Origin of the sequence: Enterococcus mundtii (genome assembly GCF_003957375.1) — a bacterium.
Lineage (GTDB): Bacteria > Bacillota > Bacilli > Lactobacillales > Enterococcaceae > Enterococcus_B > Enterococcus_B spodopteracolus.
This window is the reverse complement of the sequence record NZ_CP025473.1, coordinates 1753714-1769859: the sequence shown is the minus strand read 5'-3', so window position 1 is coordinate 1769859 and position 16146 is coordinate 1753714. Positions and strand designations below refer to the sequence as shown.

The window sequence follows — 16146 nt, the reverse complement described above, 5'->3', positions numbered from 1 at the left end:
TGTGTGAAAAATCAAAGCAACCTATTAGTTGTTTGAACAATCGGGCATGCATAAAACAAGTGTTTTGTGCATGCTTATCCATGGAGATTAAAGCCGTAAGATAGCGCTCTCATTATCGCTATTTAAGCATATATTTTGACTGTTATGGTTATAATTATATAATGTTATAAGCATAAAAATTCATTTAAAAAATAAAGTGTGTTATTATTTTTTTGATGAGAGATATCGTAAGAAAATATTTAGATTATACATAGCTCTTTTTTTATTTTAAATAACTCTATCAGTCATTCCGTTGTTTTTACATAATAGTCTTTGATGGATTTTCTTTTTCAAGTGAAATTTAGTAGAAATGGACCTGATCTCAAATGCTATTTGAAAAAATGATAAAAGTAACGACTTTTTACAAGTCTTCTATATTCAAATTGCAATAGTTTGGACAAAGGAGGTAAATCTGTGGGGATAAGGAATAGAAATCAAACCAATATTCAACCGTTTTTTATAACTTTTATTATTATTATGGTGTTCTTCTTTGGAGGCGTTTGCTCTTCTGTTTTTGCTAATGTCGACCAAATCCAGCCAATGAATGTGTTGATCGATAATGGCGAAGTGGCGTTATCACTCGAAGACACAGATAAAGGGATACAATTTAAACTAGATCAAAATTCGTCTGAAGTTTTACAATTTTCCGTAAGTTTGATCGATTCTAAGGGGGAAAAAATCCCTCTCATGTTAGATGATAAATTACTCGGTGAGAGTCAGGTGTTGACAGAAGAACAATTTTCTACCCTATATTTTACCCAACCAACTAAACCTGTTCGATTATTTGTCAAGTACAAGTCCACAAATGGAACATTGACGAATCTGACACCCCCAGAAGGAGAAATTCTTCCATTTGCTGAACCAGAAAATAACGATCAATCTGCTACTTCAGAGAGTCAAGCAACCGAAGTAACGAGCGGTACCATTGAAGAAAATAGCGAAACTGGAGAAAATCAGGAAACGGCTGAGACACAGCAATCAACCAGTGAAGCAAAAGTAGCGGAAGAACAAAGCTCGACTTCTTCTGACTACCAACCACCCAAGGCACGAGTAAACCAAGCTTTTGCAACAGGCACGGGTTCTCAATACGTACCACCGGGAGCTATGCCTATCAGTGGCGCTTTTGCCGCACCAAATGGTGGGGCAGTCGTTTCAAATGTCACGAATACGAATGATAATGGTGGAAAACCATTTTCACAAATTTCTCTTTCGGGGAGTAATAACTGGACCTCGATTTGGTCAAATGACGCGTATCGTTTAGATTTTACGAAGTCATTTTCACAACGTGTCTACGTCAATTTTGGTACACAACAAGCAGACGGCGTGGCATTTGTCATGCATAATGATGCTAGAAAAACTACAGCCATCACGAATTCACGAGCAGTAGGCGTAGACGGACAAAATTTGGGTGTCTACGGAGCAACTGGCGGATACTATGAGGGATTAACCCCGCGTACGCCAGAAACAACCGCTATTAAAAATTCATTTGCGGTTGAATTTGACTTGTTTGCAAATGAAGCAGTAACTGGTAGAGCTCGCTATGATGCACAAATTCCTGCTGGAAGTACGCCACACATGGCATATACCTTTCCCGGCAATCTAATCCGAACGTATCAACCAATCAATGCTGTAAATGGTGATTTAGGAGCAAATGATTGGTTCACTTTGACCCTCGCTAATCCCGGACGGATCAAACACAACAGCTTGATCCCCCTTAATGGAGCTGTCAGTACAAATGTCCAAGATGGGACATGGTACGAGTTCAATTATAGCTTTAATAGCACAACACATAACTTTACGTATTCATTCAGAAATCCTATCAATGGGGCAAAAACTACTGACACGACGGTTTCTTGGGGAGAGCTGAACTCGGAATTGCAGTTAGCCACCAACAACAATCGTGCCTATTGGGGATTTACAGCGGCAAACGGAAGTGTATCAGGACAAGTTCGTTTTGCTTTTACACAACCGCCGATACCGACAGGAGCGACAGTGACGAGTAGTGTATTAGATAATACGAATACCTCTGTGACTGTTCCTAGTACTGACACGAGTAAAAATAAATATTTGATCAGTGAGCAGCCTGCTAAGATTCAATCCACAATCAAAGTAAACACAGGCGAAGCACCCTTGAATACTACGAGGTGGACGACAGTGCTGGATGCGAAAGCAATTAATTTGGCAACAAATGCGACAGTCATACCGACGATCACGAAGACGACTGCCATAGGGGTAACATCAACCATTGCCCCAGCAAATTTATCAACAGTCGTGACAAATAACGCAACGACTGGCGTGATCACAGTGGTCACGACGTTAGCCAATAACGCGGTCAATCTCAATCCAGGAGATTCAGCGACACTGAGTTATTCAGCACCAACAAGAACATTGTCAGCCGATGCACTAACTAGTTACGGAAGTTCAGTCTTGGCAAATCCAGTGGGGACGACGCCAAATGATACAACAAACGTCACCTACTATGGCGATACCGTGTATTATTGGGTTAGAAAAACGGACCAATTTACGGCTTTATCATGGGAAAATGTCAATACGGTGACCAATTTTAGTGAGACATTGGATATCTCTGCAAATCGCAATCCTGGGTATAAAAAAACATTCTATTGGAAAGATTTGGATGTCGGCGATCGATTAAGTTTCAAATTGAGAAAAGGAACGACTTATCTAACCGATGTTCCATTCTCTGATGTCACGACAACAGGGGCGACAAATTTTAATGCAAATACACAGTTAGTGATCCCTACGAAATATTTTGATTATGGAGAAAATAAATTTGTCATTGAAGTATACTCCTCCGGAAAAATGACGAAACCCGAAGAACCGGCAGCATCATTGAATCTGATGGTAACCTACACTGGAGAATTAAGACTTGAACAGGCACCAAGTACATTCAAATGGACGAATCGAAAGGTTCGTCAAAGTAAAGGGATCTTGGATCGTGATGCGGGCAATAGCTTAGAATTAAAGGTATGGGATTCGAGAGATCCACGAACAACAAGAAATTGGTCGGTTGGTCTTTCAATCACGAGTGGAACGAGCGCACCTTTTTCTTTCGTCTGGAAAACAAGTCCTACGAGTGCGGTTCAAAATTTGGGTAATTCATCAATCAAAGTGTTTGATTCTTCGAGTGTGACCCCGACTGGTTATCTTTATACGCTGAATATGAGTGAAAATACGGGAGTGTTGTTAAATAGCTCAAAACTGTTGCCTGTGGGTGATTATAGTGGACGAGCAACAGCCAATTGGAAGCTATATAACACGGCTACGATCGAATAAGGAGGCGATGAGATGAAGCGAATAACTATGAATCTTTTGTTCCTGCTTAGTTTTGTTTTGTTCACTGGCTTTGTGCGAGTCGCTCCTGCGTTTGCCAACGAAGTGATTGCTTCCGATCAGCAAGAAATCCAGTTTGAATTATATGAAAAAGACGAAGTGAGTCCCATAGATAAGAGTGAAAGTGGAACGACCAAATCGCAAGCGAAGTGGATGCTTCCGCAAACGGGTAGTTTGTTGTATGGAACGTCTGCATTTCTCGGTACATTGCTGATTGGATTTGTCGGACTGATGTATCGATTAAGGAGGCAGAAGCGATGAAGCCTAAAATCAAATGGTTGCTACTATTTATCTTGCCCCTGATGTTTGTTTCCCCTTCAAAGATCCGAGCATCTTCCGTGGGTGAAGAGAAAAAATCAGCAGTGAATGTCCAAATCATCGAACCTGCTATTTATTTAAAGAAAGTGATACCACCAACATTTGATCGCTACCCAGTCCCTGAGACGGACATTGAAGTACTAGCAAAGCAAGATTTAGTGATCGAAGTGGTTGACAATCGTTCTGGAACGAACGGGTGGAAACTCGATTATTCATTATCTGCTTTTAAAAATCAGCAGGAATATGCAATAAAACTTTCTCTGAAAGATGGACAGTTGATAACAGAAGAAACAACCGTCTATCAAGTCAATGATATAGAAAATATCAGTCATGGCGAAACGCAAGAACTCATCAAAGTCAGTCAAGGAACGAAACAAAACTTTCGATTGATCATCCCGAAAGAAAGTATTAAGTTGAGTATTCCTGCTAATAGTCCAAGTGGTACCTATAAAGCGATACAGACGGTCAACCTCGTAAATGTGGTTGCCGATGTAGATTAATTGAAAATCAAGGAGGAATAAAAATGAACCACAAAACAAAAACATTAAGTGCAGTATTCACAGGGTTGGTTTTAGTAAATATAGGTGGAGTAGCAGCATTCGCAGCAGAGGTACCAGGACAAACAGGAAGTACACCAACGACTGTAACGATCACCGATGCTACTTCAGGAGATTTAAGACTTGATGCCGTTCCAGCGACTTATGCGTTTGAGACGGAAATCGAAAATAGCACGTATTCACTTAGCACTGGAACGATCACGACACCAGGAAATATCGTTGTTTCAAATGATAGCATCGCACAAGCTTGGTCAGTGAGAGCAACTGTTGCGAACAACCAATTGACACGAGCAGCTGCGCCAGCCACATTTGATGTGAATTCATTCCAAATCAATGGTGCACAATTAGTTGGTACAGGCGCAACTGGTATTGTCGCTCGATCAGCTACTACACCAGATGCCGGAAATAATACCGGTCAAATCACCACTCCGGTAACATCGATCGCAATTGGTTTTACCGATCCGAGCAATGTCTTACAAGTAAATAATGTCTTGAACGGTACGATCAATTATCAATTGTACAATACGGCAGATGCTTCTTAATGGCTGTGTCCAAATTGAGAAGATTGGAGCAATCGCATTCAGCGATTGCTTCAATTCTTTCTATAGGTTTTTGTTCATGATCAAATCGACGGGAAAAACCAAATGAATCGATAAATGAGGTGTAGTGATGCGGAAAATAATTTTAGCCATTTGTTTCATGTTTGCTTTTTGCTTCCCTTTGGTCACCGAGGCAGAGACTGAGAGTGACGTAGGCTTTCATATCAAAGCAATTATTCCACAAAATCAAGTCGATAAAAAATTAACTTACTTTGATTTACAACTAGAACCTGGTCAAAAACAAACGATCAAGTTCCTGATAGAAAATACATCGAATGAAGAGTCAACTTACCAGGTTGGAGTAAACCAAGCCTATACGAATGATCAAGGGTTTATTGATTACACGCAATCAACTGATGAACCAGATATACCAGAAGAATTTCAAATCGACAACATTGCGAAAGTCCCAGAAAGCATCACTTTAGCTGGTGGGAAGTCACAAGAAGTTAGCGTTGACCTCACAATGTCGGAAAAAGATTTTGATGGACAAATCTTGGCAGCCATCCATGTTATGAAAGCAGGTCAAGCGGAACAAGAGGGCCAAATCGTTAACAATTATGGCTATGTCTTAGGATTGAAATTAATGAATAATACGAATGAAGTGCAAAGAAAGCTGGAATTGGAAGGCGTCGAACCAGCCATTTCATTTGGGAAAACAAGTGTGGTAGCAACTTTGAAGAATCCAACGATGGATGCGATTGGTCATTTGAAATATAATGCTGAGGTGAAAGATGCTGCGGGGGATACAGTAAAAGAAGTATCCTATGACAAAGAGATGCAAATGGCACCCTTATCAACGTATCGATTCGCGATCGACTGGGATAATGAACGTTTAGAAGCAGGAGATTATTCCTTGCATTTAGAAGTCGCTGATGCAAAAGACAATGAATGGGCGTTTGACCGCGAGTTTACGATCAGTAAAAATGAAGCGAAAGAAGTGAATAAGGTAGCGATCACTGAAGTTAATCAACAATCAATCCCAACTTGGGTATATGTAGTTGCGGGTGTTTTACTTGGAATAATCATTCTCTTGCTGATTTATTTTCTGTTCATACGTAAGAAGAAAAAAGAAGAATAACCAAAAGGGGTTGTGATCCTTATGTTAACACGAGTCTTAGCATAGGGATCACAATCTCTTTCTGTTAATTAGCGTTTTTTATAGAAATAGTACAGCACACTGATGAAAAAAATCACAGACAGCAGTAGACCAATCTCATAATAAAGAAACACCCGCACAGAGTCATAAAAGTAATACGTCGTGATTTTTACAATAAAGAAAATCACAGGACACGCAGCTAAGAAAATCGAAAAAGTGCGCTTAGTTATTTTAAAGAAATAAAAGAATGCTAGTGCGGCAATGCTAAAAGGAAACCAAAATAAAAATTTACTTAATTGGACCAACATCATTCACTCCTCTATCAACTTTATAACCCAATAATACCATTTTTTTGTTATTTTTAAAAATAATAATAATATCATAACGAAATTTTTTTTTTGGTTAAAATTAAAAAATAAGAATTTTTTATTGGGATAAGCTTGTTTTTATTGTTTAGTGATGTATTGATCATGAAGGATATTCTTTTTTTAATAACGCTAAAAAAGATATGAACACATACCTTTGTTATGCATCGACTATTTTTTTAAAATGACATTTCCGAATTAGATTTCAGAAAATGTAGAATCATTTCGGTGATCCATGGGCAGTCTTGTCGACGGAAACTGAACGGTTGATAGCCATTATAACGAGAGATATAATCGTTTTTCCAACCTTTTGTTTTTGTTTGTTTCATTTTGAGTAACTCGATCAATGGTTCTAACGCGTCTTTGTCGAGTTCTTTGCAGTGAGAAGCAATGTAAACAAGGTCTGTTAGGGATAAAACATAGCCTTGTGAAAACCTATTTTCTGTAATATGGGCAGAAATAGGTATGTTAGCACACAAAAAAATAATATAGTGTATCAAGTGACGAACACAATGGATGACATTCGTTTAGGTTTGAAAAATTCATTTAATCGCAAACTTTTATCAATTAATGGCTTGTTAAAATAATTGTCAAATACAATTGATCGAAATTTGTCATTGAGGAAAAAAGAAATCAAGCACCTTTTAGCTGATAAAAAAAAGAGGTACAGGAAAACGATTCACAAGAAGCAGCTCAAACAGAACAGAAGAAGGTTTCAGAGGATCCTAGCGTACCTGAAAATCAATTGCCAACTGCTGAACTTGAAACTCAGCCAACTATAAATACAGCTGAATCATTGAGTGATCACAATAAACAGCATTCGGAAGAACCTACACGCCAGAACGAACCTAAACTATCAGATGAGGGAAATGCTCCGGTAATTGCTGAAGATGCTGAACAATCAACAGCTAAAAATTCTGTGACAGTAGCAGATCAGAAACAAACGGATAAGAAAATGAATAATATCGAGTTACAACAATTGAAACGAATCGAAGATTTAAGCAATCAGTTGGAACATAAAGCGAGTGAGAAAGAAAAAGATACGATTAAAGATTTAACGCAGACACAAACATCAGAATTGATTCGATCAATGGAAGTAGCTGTCGAAGAAAAAAACAAACGAGTTTCCGTTAAAGAGACAGAACTTGAAGTGGGATATATGAAACGTAAGTCAAAATTCATACTCGCAGCATTGTTCAGTTTGTTTGGGTTTACTGCTTCTTTAGTGGACTTATCTGAATTCGATGTTCAGTAGCCTAACTTTTTCGGTGATTGGGCCTATCAGGAAGAAATCTCAGCTGAAGAGGTTGAGAATCTACCTAATTTTGATGGTCAGAATGTTGTTATTCAAGTAAACGGCAATAACCCCAGTTTTACAGCTGAAGAGATGTCAATAGATGCTGGGACCTGGCAAACATTTTCGGATCTCGATTCACTAAATCGTGTCGGTGTCGCAGATGCACTGTTACATCGATCGATGATGCCGACAGAAGAACGAGGGGATATTTCAAACGTATACCCTACTGGTTGGAATCAAAAAAAGCTTGAAAATAATATTTGGCTCTATAATAGAAGCCATTTAATTGGATTTCAGATGACCGGTGAGAATGATAAAATGATAACTGGAAAAACTTGTTTACCGGAACACAACAACTGAACCAGATCCACATGGTTCAATTTGAAAATGAAGTGGCCAACTATTTAAGAAAAACCAATAACCACGTCCGTTATCGGGTCACTCCGATATTCAGAGAGCGAGAATTATTGCCCAGGGCGATTCAAATGGAAGCACGCAGCGTTGAAACCAACGATATTCAATTCAATGTGTTAATCCACAACGTGCAAGATGGTTTATCTATTGATTACAGTACAGGCAAAGCGAGTATAAATTAAGTTGAGAAGGTATTTAATATTTCTGTTTTCGCGATATTAAACTAGAAAATATATAAAAGGTGAAATTATATGGATGAAAAAGCAAAACAAAAAATTGTTAAGTTATTTGCTTTAGCAAATGATGCAAACGATGAGGAATCAATGTCAGCACTAGTAAAAGCACAAGAGTTGATGCTCCAGCACAATATAGATGAAGAAGATGTCTTTAGCTATAAGCAGGAACAAAAAACGGAGGCAGTGATTAATACGATCATATACGAGGGACGTTCTCAAAAATGGCTCTACCGACTTGCTTTGATTATTGCTAAGAACTTTCGAGTTCGTTATTACTATGTATCGGGTCCTCCAATTGAACTTCATTTCGTTGGAATCGAATCAGATGTTCAAATCGCTCAGATTACATTTGAATATGCTCGTGGAAGTGTCAGCTATTGTGCTAGACAATTTTTACAATTACCGGAGATACGTCGGAAATACAAGCGGAAATGGCAGCTGAAGCAAGATTATCTTGAAGGCTATTTACGTGGATTGACTGAAACTTTCAAGAAGCAGGTGCTAACAAACGGCTATGAACTTGCCTTACAAGTACCGAAAGTTATAGAAATCGCAGTTGAAAAGATTGGACTTGTTCCTGGAAAAGACACGTCCCATGATGTAAAAGATAGAGAAGCATTTTACTCCGGATATGCAGATGGGGTCCGCTTTACTGACAAAGAGAGACTAACTGTTTGAAGATATTCAAACAAAGTATCAAAGTAACTGCCATGGAAAATATGATTGAGAGGAATAAAAAATAATAATGGAATGTATGAGGTCAGAAACTTAATAGTTTTTGACACTCATTGTAGTTATCAACTCATAGCTTATTTAACGGTCATTTATTTTTGTACGAGAATAAATTTCGGATAATAAAAGTCCTTGAGATGCAACTATTAGATTAAGCGTTCAAATAAGCTAATTGGATCATATTAGAATATAAAGCGCGCAATCCAATAGTTAACTGAGGATTCAAAATGATCAGTAAATTGTGGACTACTAAGTTTATTGGGTTTCTACTGATAGCTAATAAAAGAAAAATACCAGATGTATGCTTGGCTATACCTTAAATTAATAACTATACGGAAATGAATATAAAGAATGGAATGGCAACAGTTTTTTTGACAAATTTTATAAGGTGCAGAACTTCTTTCCGTATGCTATTCCGATTGTCCTTGACAATGAGCCTCCTCGGATGTGACGATCTTCGGCAGGAGCTAACAATTAAAGTTAGACTGCCTCGCTAGCGTTAGCACATCCGAGCTCATTATCAAGGATTCGCTGCGCCAATCTCTGGTTACGGTAACCAACCGGTGTCTCGTAGCCAAGTGTACCGTGCAACCGAAGGTGGTTCCACCAATTGACATAGTCAAATAACTCCAAATCCAATTGTTGTAAGGTTTCAAATGTGTATTGATAGACAAATTCTACTTTCAACGACTTATAAGTTGATTCAGCTACGGCATTATCAAAAGGACAGCCTTTATGACTCAATGATCGATTGATGTCAAAAGTTGTTAATAATTCATCAATAGCTTGGTTATCAAACTCTTTTCCACGATCAGTATGAAAAATCTCAACCTCTGTCAGAGGTTGTTTGATACGGCTAAATGCTTTTTTTACTAGAACGGCATCTTTATGTTCTCCACAAGAATAGCCGAGAATTTCTCGATTGAACAGATCCAAAATGAAACAGACATAATTCCATTTTTTCCCGACTCGTACATAAGTCAAGTCTGTTACGATCGCTTCTAATGGGTTGTCTCTTAAGAATTTACGATTCAATACGTTTGTCGTTTTGGCTTCATTGCAAGTAGAATGATGTACTTTAAAATAAGCAACAGTATAGCTCGATTTTAATCCTCTATTTTTCATGATTCTACTAATTTTTCGTCGGCTGATCTGAATGCCTCGTTTTGATAAGGCTTTTTTTATTTTTCTTGAGCCGTAGGCCTTTCGGCTGCGGATAAATTCTTCAGCGACTGCTTCTTCAAGTTCTGATTCGTCTTTCTTTGGTTTTGATTGATAATAATAGGACTGACGTGATAGACCTAATATTCTGCACATCGCTGATATAGGGTAAAGATGCTTATTCGCATCGATTACTTGTCTCTTCGTCCGAATATCAGCGCTGCTTGCTTTAAAATATCATTTTCCATTTCTAATTGCTGGTTTCTTTTACGTAGTTCTAACAATTCTTTTTGTTCAGGCGTAAGATTATCTTTTTCTTTGAATGAACCACTCGTTTTAGATTGCTTTACCCATTTGTCAAATGCTGAAGCCGTTAGTTCATATTCTCGAATGATTTCTACACGTGGCTTTCCAGCTAAGTAAAGATTGACGATTTGTTGCTTGAATTCTTGTGAAAAAGTTCTTCGTGTTCTCTTAGACATAAAAATTCCTCCTGGTATTTTTTCTTCTAGTCTACACACCTTAATTTTTCTGTCTAGTTAATTGTAGCCTATCCATTGTCTTATATTAATGGAGTAGCGTTACAATTTTGTAGCGCTACTCTCTTTAAAGGAAGGGGTAGACGAATGAAACAAGCAAATACATATCGAAAAAATAAAATCCAACAAGTAGGTGTAGTACTCCTTATGGTGTTCTTTAGTTTTTTGGCATCGATGCGCGTGAGCGCAGAAGAGGGAACATTGAATTTTTATGTAACACCGGAATTCTCGGACAACCAAAAGTCAGGCAACGAAGGTTACTTTCAGTTAACCCTGGCACCGGATGCGACAGAAAAGCTAACGTTGAAACTACAAAACGCAAACGCAGAAGCTAAGAAAATCCAAATCACCCCACATACTGCTTATACTAACGTGATGGGGGTCGTAGAATACGGACAAGATGCGAAAAAAGCAGACCCTACACTCAAGCATTCGCTGGCTGAGTTGATTGAACAACCAGAAATTATTGAGCTTGGTGGCAATGAAACAAAGACCGTTACGCTTGATCTGAACATGCCTAAAGAAGCCTTTGAAGGTTTCTTAGCGGGTGGTTTACGGATCGAAGAAGTCAAAGAAGACACAACAGAAGAGACGAGTAACGAAGAAGGAGTCGCCATCCAAAATGAGTTTGCGTATATCATCGGTGTGGTGGTGAGTAACAGTCAAGAGACCGTGCAACCTGATTTAGAGTTGTTGGATGTTTTTGCCGATCAACTCAACTATCGCAATGTCATCAGTGCCAATCTACAAAACTTCACCCCGACATTTATCAATCGTTTGGAAATCGAAGCAACGGTTCAAAAAGTGGGCGAAGAAGAAATTTTATACCAAGTCAGTCAAGAACAGATGCAAATGGCGCCAAACTCCAATTTCAATTTTCCGATTTCCTTAGATGGGGATCGCTTTCGTAATGGTGACTACGTATTGAAAATGACGGCACGTTCAGGAGAAGAGGAATGGCAATGGGAACGGAATTTTACGATCGATGCAGATGAAGCGCGTGCATTGAATCGAGCGGATGTGATGCTCGATACGAGCATCAATTGGTGGATGATTGGCTCAATCATATTACTTGTTTTACTGCTGGGGATCATTCTTTATCTATCTAGGCATAACAGAAAAAAAGAGTAAGCGAATAAGAGGAATGAAAAGGAGTGAATACAATGTCCTCAAGTTTAAGAAAATCAATATATTTTGTAGTGATGATAATTCTAATGATTCAAACAGTATTTATACCGTTAGGAATGGTCTATGCAGAAACAATGATGGAAACAAAGGAACAGGAACAACAAGTAGAATCTCCACCTATTGAGAATGATTTAGAAGATCAGATAAGTTCACCAATCTTTTTCTTTACCCAATCACAAATGCAAGGAAAGGTAAATGAACCAATACAAGTAGATATTTTTTCAAATCAAAAAGTATATGAAATTAGAATCAAATTACCACCAAAAGGGAAAATTGATACAAATAATTTGTTGGATAGTTTGGAAATTAAAAAAACTTCAGATGAAAATATTTGGTTAATTCGATCAGAACTTGCGCAAGATCAATTTACTTTACCCATTTTATTCGAAGAATCTGGAGTATTTGAGGTATCTATTGGTGAAGAAAAAATGACTATAGAAATAACTGAGGATGAGAATATACTAATCAAACCTGATACAGATAATAAAGAAAATGAAATATCAGAATCTTTTGAAGAAAGTTCGACAAACATTCCCAAAGATACGGAAGAAAAAAATTTAACAAAAAATACCAATGAATTTATTGAGTATAATGATATAAAAACTGAATACGTAGAGATTTCTAATTGGAACCAATTAGTTCAAGCTATTGAAGACAATTCAGTGAAAAAAATAAAATTGATGAGAGACATATTTACTTTTAGTAACGATAATTTTAAGCAAAGAACAGAAAATCTAGAAATAGATGGTAATGGATATACCTTGTATTTGGAAGGAAACAGCATATTGCTAGGCGATCCTCCGAGAGATACAGAAAAAATATTACATTTAAATAACATAAATATTTTATTTTCCGCTATTAATAAGGATTTTATAAGAGGAAACGATTCAGTAGCTGGTGGACGATGGCGGATTCTAATTGAAGACACCATAATTTCTGGATCACGTAGGGCTGTAGACGCCAGAAGATCTGAAGTTATCATAAGAGGAAATACAAACATAAGGACCAGTAGATCAAATTTTGCATTAGGAAGTTTTGTTGTTGAAGAAAACAGTACGTATACGAGCATAGTATTTAATAGTCCCAGAGCTGCTGTATGGTATCCAAGGAATGTTTTTGGCGCTGCTGTCACAGGAAAAAATTCTGAGTTTTTAGTAAAAAAAGGTGCTACTGTAAATTTTTATCGAGAGAATAACAAGAATGCGAATCAGCCAGCTGTCTTTCGTCACTTTCAAAACTATATAATTGAGGAAAAAGCAAAAGTAAATTACTTTTATCAAAATCAAGAGGGTGGTGTAGCGCCGCTAGGAGATCAAAGTGCCTCAAATAATCGACCACAGAACTACACTGTAAAAGATAATGGTGAACTCAATATTTATACATCAAACCAAATGGGAATTCAATTTAGTAGAAAGGGTACTAGTTTACGAACAGAACAAGGTGCAAAAATGAAAGTATTGTTGGTTAATCAGGATAATAATATTATCCCAGAACTTCCTTCTTCTCCTGGTGAAAGTATTGAGGATGGACCTTATGAACCTGATGATGAAGATGAACCTGATACTGAATTAAATGCTATTATTAGCTTAAAAGGTGCAGACACTAAATTTTCAATAATAAACCCTCGAAACGTAGAGATTAGAAGTAATGCCGCTACCGATTTATTCTTTCTAGCAACGAGAGCTGAGGTAAGTATTCTCGATTCATATATAAGTGTTTGGCAAAACAGAGAATCTCTTTGGGAACAACCGAATCTTGTAAGTTCAACTAGTCGAGGATTTGGTCAGATTGGAAAAAACATTATGAATTTTAGTGACCCTAGATTTGATATCACCAATGAAAACTATAAACGAATAAGTATAGCTGGAAGTAAAGAATATCCTGATGAAAAATCAGTCATAAATATTTTTTATCTAGATCAAAATGGAAATACTGTATTTCCTAAAGAACAAATAGAAGGATATATCGATATACCTATAAAAATAGAAAGTGCTATTCCAGATGGAATAATTAGCCAATCGAATTATTCCATTCAAGATATTTTGACAGAAAATGGATTTTATGATGAAGAAACGTATGAATTTACTCCTCTCGATATAAATGCAAGTTTAACGTTTATGTTTGAAACACAAAAGGGCGGAAATATCACTATACGGTACACTGATGGAGAAGGTAAAAAATTATTGGACGATGATATAATTGAGGGAAACTTGAATGAACCGTATACTACTAACCCAAAAGAAATAGAAGGTTATGTTTTAAAAGACAAACCGGTAAATTCGACAGGGATTTTTAAAGAATATGAACAAATGGTGACGTACATTTATGAACAGCAACAATACTCCTTATCTTTCGAAGCTATACCGAGTGAAGGAGGGAATCCCTCAGCAGAAAAAACGACCATGCTTGAAGGAGAAAACACGTTGTTAAAAGCGAATCCGAATGAAAAATATCAATTTGAAAAATGGGAAGTGATCGGCTCAGGTAGTTTAGTATCAGATAAACAAAATCCAAATACACAATTTACTATGGGATCCGAAAACACAAAAATACGTGCGGTATATAATGAAAAAAAATTGGACGTAGAAACTAAAACTCAAGATATTATTTTAGGAAGTGATACAAAAGATATTGATTTAAAAAAATTCATAAAGTCAGTTTCTGAATCACCTAAAGGTCATGTTGTTGAAGATTTTCATGTTGAATTGATTGATGAGTTTGATCTTCAAAGTGTAGGTAAAAAAACAACAACTATCAAAGTAACTACTGATCACCTTTCAAAAGATGTAGTTGTCTCTTATAACATCATTTGGGGCATAGTATTGGCTTTAAGGCAACTCAGGGGAATGAAACTAAATTAAACGAGTTTACTAGTTCACTCAGTTTATTAACTGGAGAAAAACCACAGCTAATTCCGACCTTTGGAGAACAGAGCTTACGAACACAACGTGTGGGAACACGCCCTCATATTAATATTTATAGAAACTCAGAGGAACATAGTTTATTATCTCATGCTCTGAGGTTAATAACATTTACAGATTCTATAAATAAGATGATTAATGAATGGAATGAGAATTTGACCGATGTATCATTGAATTATGGAGATGTTACTAAAATTAATACAAGTACAATTAATAATCCGGTAACTAATGAATTAGGAAATAATGTGTTTGTTTCTCGAAATAATGACATGCGTCTAGAGACGCAAGGGTACCCGTTTGCGTATTATATGTTGACTAGAAATGGCTATCATCTATTGCGTGTGAATCAATTAACTACACGAAATGATATAGTTGTTCCATTTGGTGCATCAAAAGAAGAAATGTCTCAAATAGCATCGACTTTTTTCTCATACCATGAAGAATTTACGGAATTAGAAAAAGAACAGTTTAGTTTTGAATTTGTGAGATTTGATAATACACATAGTTCAAATACAGATAAAGAGGGAGTTATTGCAGTAACACAAACAATTGAAGGAGAAGGTGCGTTTACTGTTAATTATGATGTTGTATTCGAAGTAGATTCCCCTTCACCTATTGCTCCGTTAGATCCATTGAATCCGGAAGTAGAAGTGAATCCAGAAAGTAAGCCTGACCCACTAGAAAATCAGGGTCTATTGAGTATTGATTTCGTTTCTTCCTTTAAATTTGGTTCACAAGCTATTTCAGCTTATGATAAAACTTATCATGCACAACTACAACGGTTATTGAATGAGGATGGAACGGTAAACGAAATGGAAGAACGACCAAACTATATTCAGATCAGTGATCGTCGACTAGAATCTGAACGTAATGGTTGGGAATTAGCCGTGACACAAAAAGAACAATTTAAAAGTAAAGAACAACAATTGCTTAATGGTGCCAGTTTAATTTTTTCAAATCAACAACTCATTACTGCTCAAGGTGGAACAGCACCTAGACTACAATCTGTTACCTGTGAGTTAATACCAGGTAATCGTTTTACTTTGTTAAAAGCACAAGGTGATGAAGGAATAGGTACCTGGATTTATCGTTTTGGTGATGCCGATACAGCAAAAGAGAGTGTTACTCTCAACGTGCCCAAAGGGGCAAATCCAGAGGCGATAAGTTATTCGACAACGTTGATATGGGAATTGAGTTCAGTTCCTGACAATTAGAAAATAGTTCAATTTATTCTCTCATTCTATGACCTTAGACTCTCTAATAAATCGGACTTTCCTAAAAAATGAAAATATAAAAATAGATGAATTACTATGGTTAAATTAATAAGTAGAAA

Annotated in this window: 14 protein-coding genes; 12 read left to right on the top strand and 2 right to left on the bottom strand. The window is 37.0% G+C overall.

Going from position 1 to position 16146, the window contains the following annotated elements; genetic code table 11:
- The first annotated feature begins 453 nt into the window (after positions 1 to 453).
- The 5 genes from CYK55_RS08645 to CYK55_RS08625 all read left to right on the top strand — a co-directional run bounded on the left by CYK55_RS08645 (position 454) and on the right by CYK55_RS08625 (position 5942).
- Positions 454 to 3333 carry a hypothetical protein gene (locus CYK55_RS08645; protein WP_126134197.1) on the top strand — a complete coding sequence of 960 codons (2880 nt, stop codon included), beginning with the start codon at positions 454 to 456 and terminating at the stop codon, positions 3331 to 3333.
- Between the two features lie 12 nt (positions 3334 to 3345).
- The gene (locus CYK55_RS08640) at positions 3346 to 3651 is read left to right on the top strand and encodes an LPXTG cell wall anchor domain-containing protein (protein ID WP_034687793.1); all 306 of its coding nucleotides are present in this window, start codon (positions 3346 to 3348) and stop codon (positions 3649 to 3651) included.
- On the top strand, positions 3648 to 4208 hold the full coding sequence (locus CYK55_RS08635) for a hypothetical protein (protein WP_034687791.1): 561 nt from the start codon (positions 3648 to 3650) through the stop codon (positions 4206 to 4208). Before CYK55_RS08640 ends, CYK55_RS08635 begins: the two co-directional genes overlap by 4 nt.
- A 23-nt stretch (positions 4209 to 4231) precedes the next feature.
- Positions 4232 to 4807, top strand: coding sequence for a hypothetical protein (locus CYK55_RS08630; protein WP_126134196.1), 576 nt, complete (start codon positions 4232 to 4234; stop codon positions 4805 to 4807).
- Positions 4808 to 4934: 127 nt separating this feature from the next.
- Entirely contained in the window at positions 4935 to 5942 is a 1008-nt protein-coding gene (locus tag CYK55_RS08625) for a DUF916 and DUF3324 domain-containing protein (RefSeq protein WP_241234766.1), read from the top strand.
- Positions 5943 to 6504: 562 nt separating this feature from the next.
- Here CYK55_RS08625 and CYK55_RS13810 read toward each other — a convergent pair.
- On the bottom strand, positions 6505 to 6654 hold the full coding sequence (locus CYK55_RS13810; RefSeq protein ID WP_241234765.1) for a hypothetical protein: 150 nt from the start codon (positions 6652 to 6654) through the stop codon (positions 6505 to 6507).
- 467 nt (positions 6655 to 7121) lie between these two features.
- Here CYK55_RS13810 and CYK55_RS13805 point away from each other — a divergent pair, with 467 nt between their 5' ends.
- The 4 genes from CYK55_RS13805 to CYK55_RS08605 all read left to right on the top strand — a co-directional run bounded on the left by CYK55_RS13805 (position 7122) and on the right by CYK55_RS08605 (position 8950).
- The gene (locus CYK55_RS13805) at positions 7122 to 7580 is read left to right on the top strand and encodes a hypothetical protein (protein ID WP_241234764.1); all 459 of its coding nucleotides are present in this window, start codon (positions 7122 to 7124) and stop codon (positions 7578 to 7580) included.
- A gap of 132 nt (positions 7581 to 7712) precedes the next feature.
- On the top strand, positions 7713 to 7982 hold the full coding sequence (locus CYK55_RS13800; RefSeq protein WP_235186297.1) for a DNA/RNA non-specific endonuclease: 270 nt from the start codon (positions 7713 to 7715) through the stop codon (positions 7980 to 7982).
- Positions 7983 to 7993: 11 nt separating this feature from the next.
- A complete protein-coding gene (locus CYK55_RS13795; RefSeq protein WP_241234763.1) occupies positions 7994 to 8218 on the top strand; it encodes a DNA/RNA non-specific endonuclease in 225 nt (74 codons plus the stop codon).
- 69 nt (positions 8219 to 8287) lie between these two features.
- Positions 8288 to 8950, top strand: a complete 663-nt coding sequence (locus CYK55_RS08605) for a DUF2786 domain-containing protein (protein WP_126134195.1) — start codon at positions 8288 to 8290, stop codon at positions 8948 to 8950.
- A 534-nt stretch (positions 8951 to 9484) separates the two neighbouring features.
- Here CYK55_RS08605 and CYK55_RS08600 read toward each other — a convergent pair.
- A protein-coding gene (locus CYK55_RS08600; RefSeq protein ID WP_109114490.1) for an IS3 family transposase occupies positions 9485 to 10647 on the bottom strand; the annotation gives its coding sequence in 2 pieces (ribosomal slippage) (positions 9485 to 10371 and positions 10371 to 10647; 1164 coding nt in all).
- 144 nt (positions 10648 to 10791) lie between these two features.
- Between CYK55_RS08600 and CYK55_RS08595 the strand changes: the two genes are divergently transcribed.
- From CYK55_RS08595 to CYK55_RS08585, 3 genes are all read left to right on the top strand, one after another.
- Positions 10792 to 11835, top strand: coding sequence for a DUF916 and DUF3324 domain-containing protein (locus CYK55_RS08595; protein ID WP_034687767.1), 1044 nt, complete (start codon positions 10792 to 10794; stop codon positions 11833 to 11835).
- A gap of 32 nt (positions 11836 to 11867) precedes the next feature.
- Complete coding sequence (locus CYK55_RS08590) at positions 11868 to 14753, top strand: MucBP domain-containing protein (RefSeq protein WP_126134194.1); 2886 nt, start codon at positions 11868 to 11870, stop codon at positions 14751 to 14753.
- 191 nt (positions 14754 to 14944) lie between these two features.
- On the top strand, positions 14945 to 16027 hold the full coding sequence (locus tag CYK55_RS08585; RefSeq protein WP_126134193.1) for a WxL domain-containing protein: 1083 nt from the start codon (positions 14945 to 14947) through the stop codon (positions 16025 to 16027).
- The last annotated feature ends 119 nt before the right edge of the window (positions 16028 to 16146 follow it).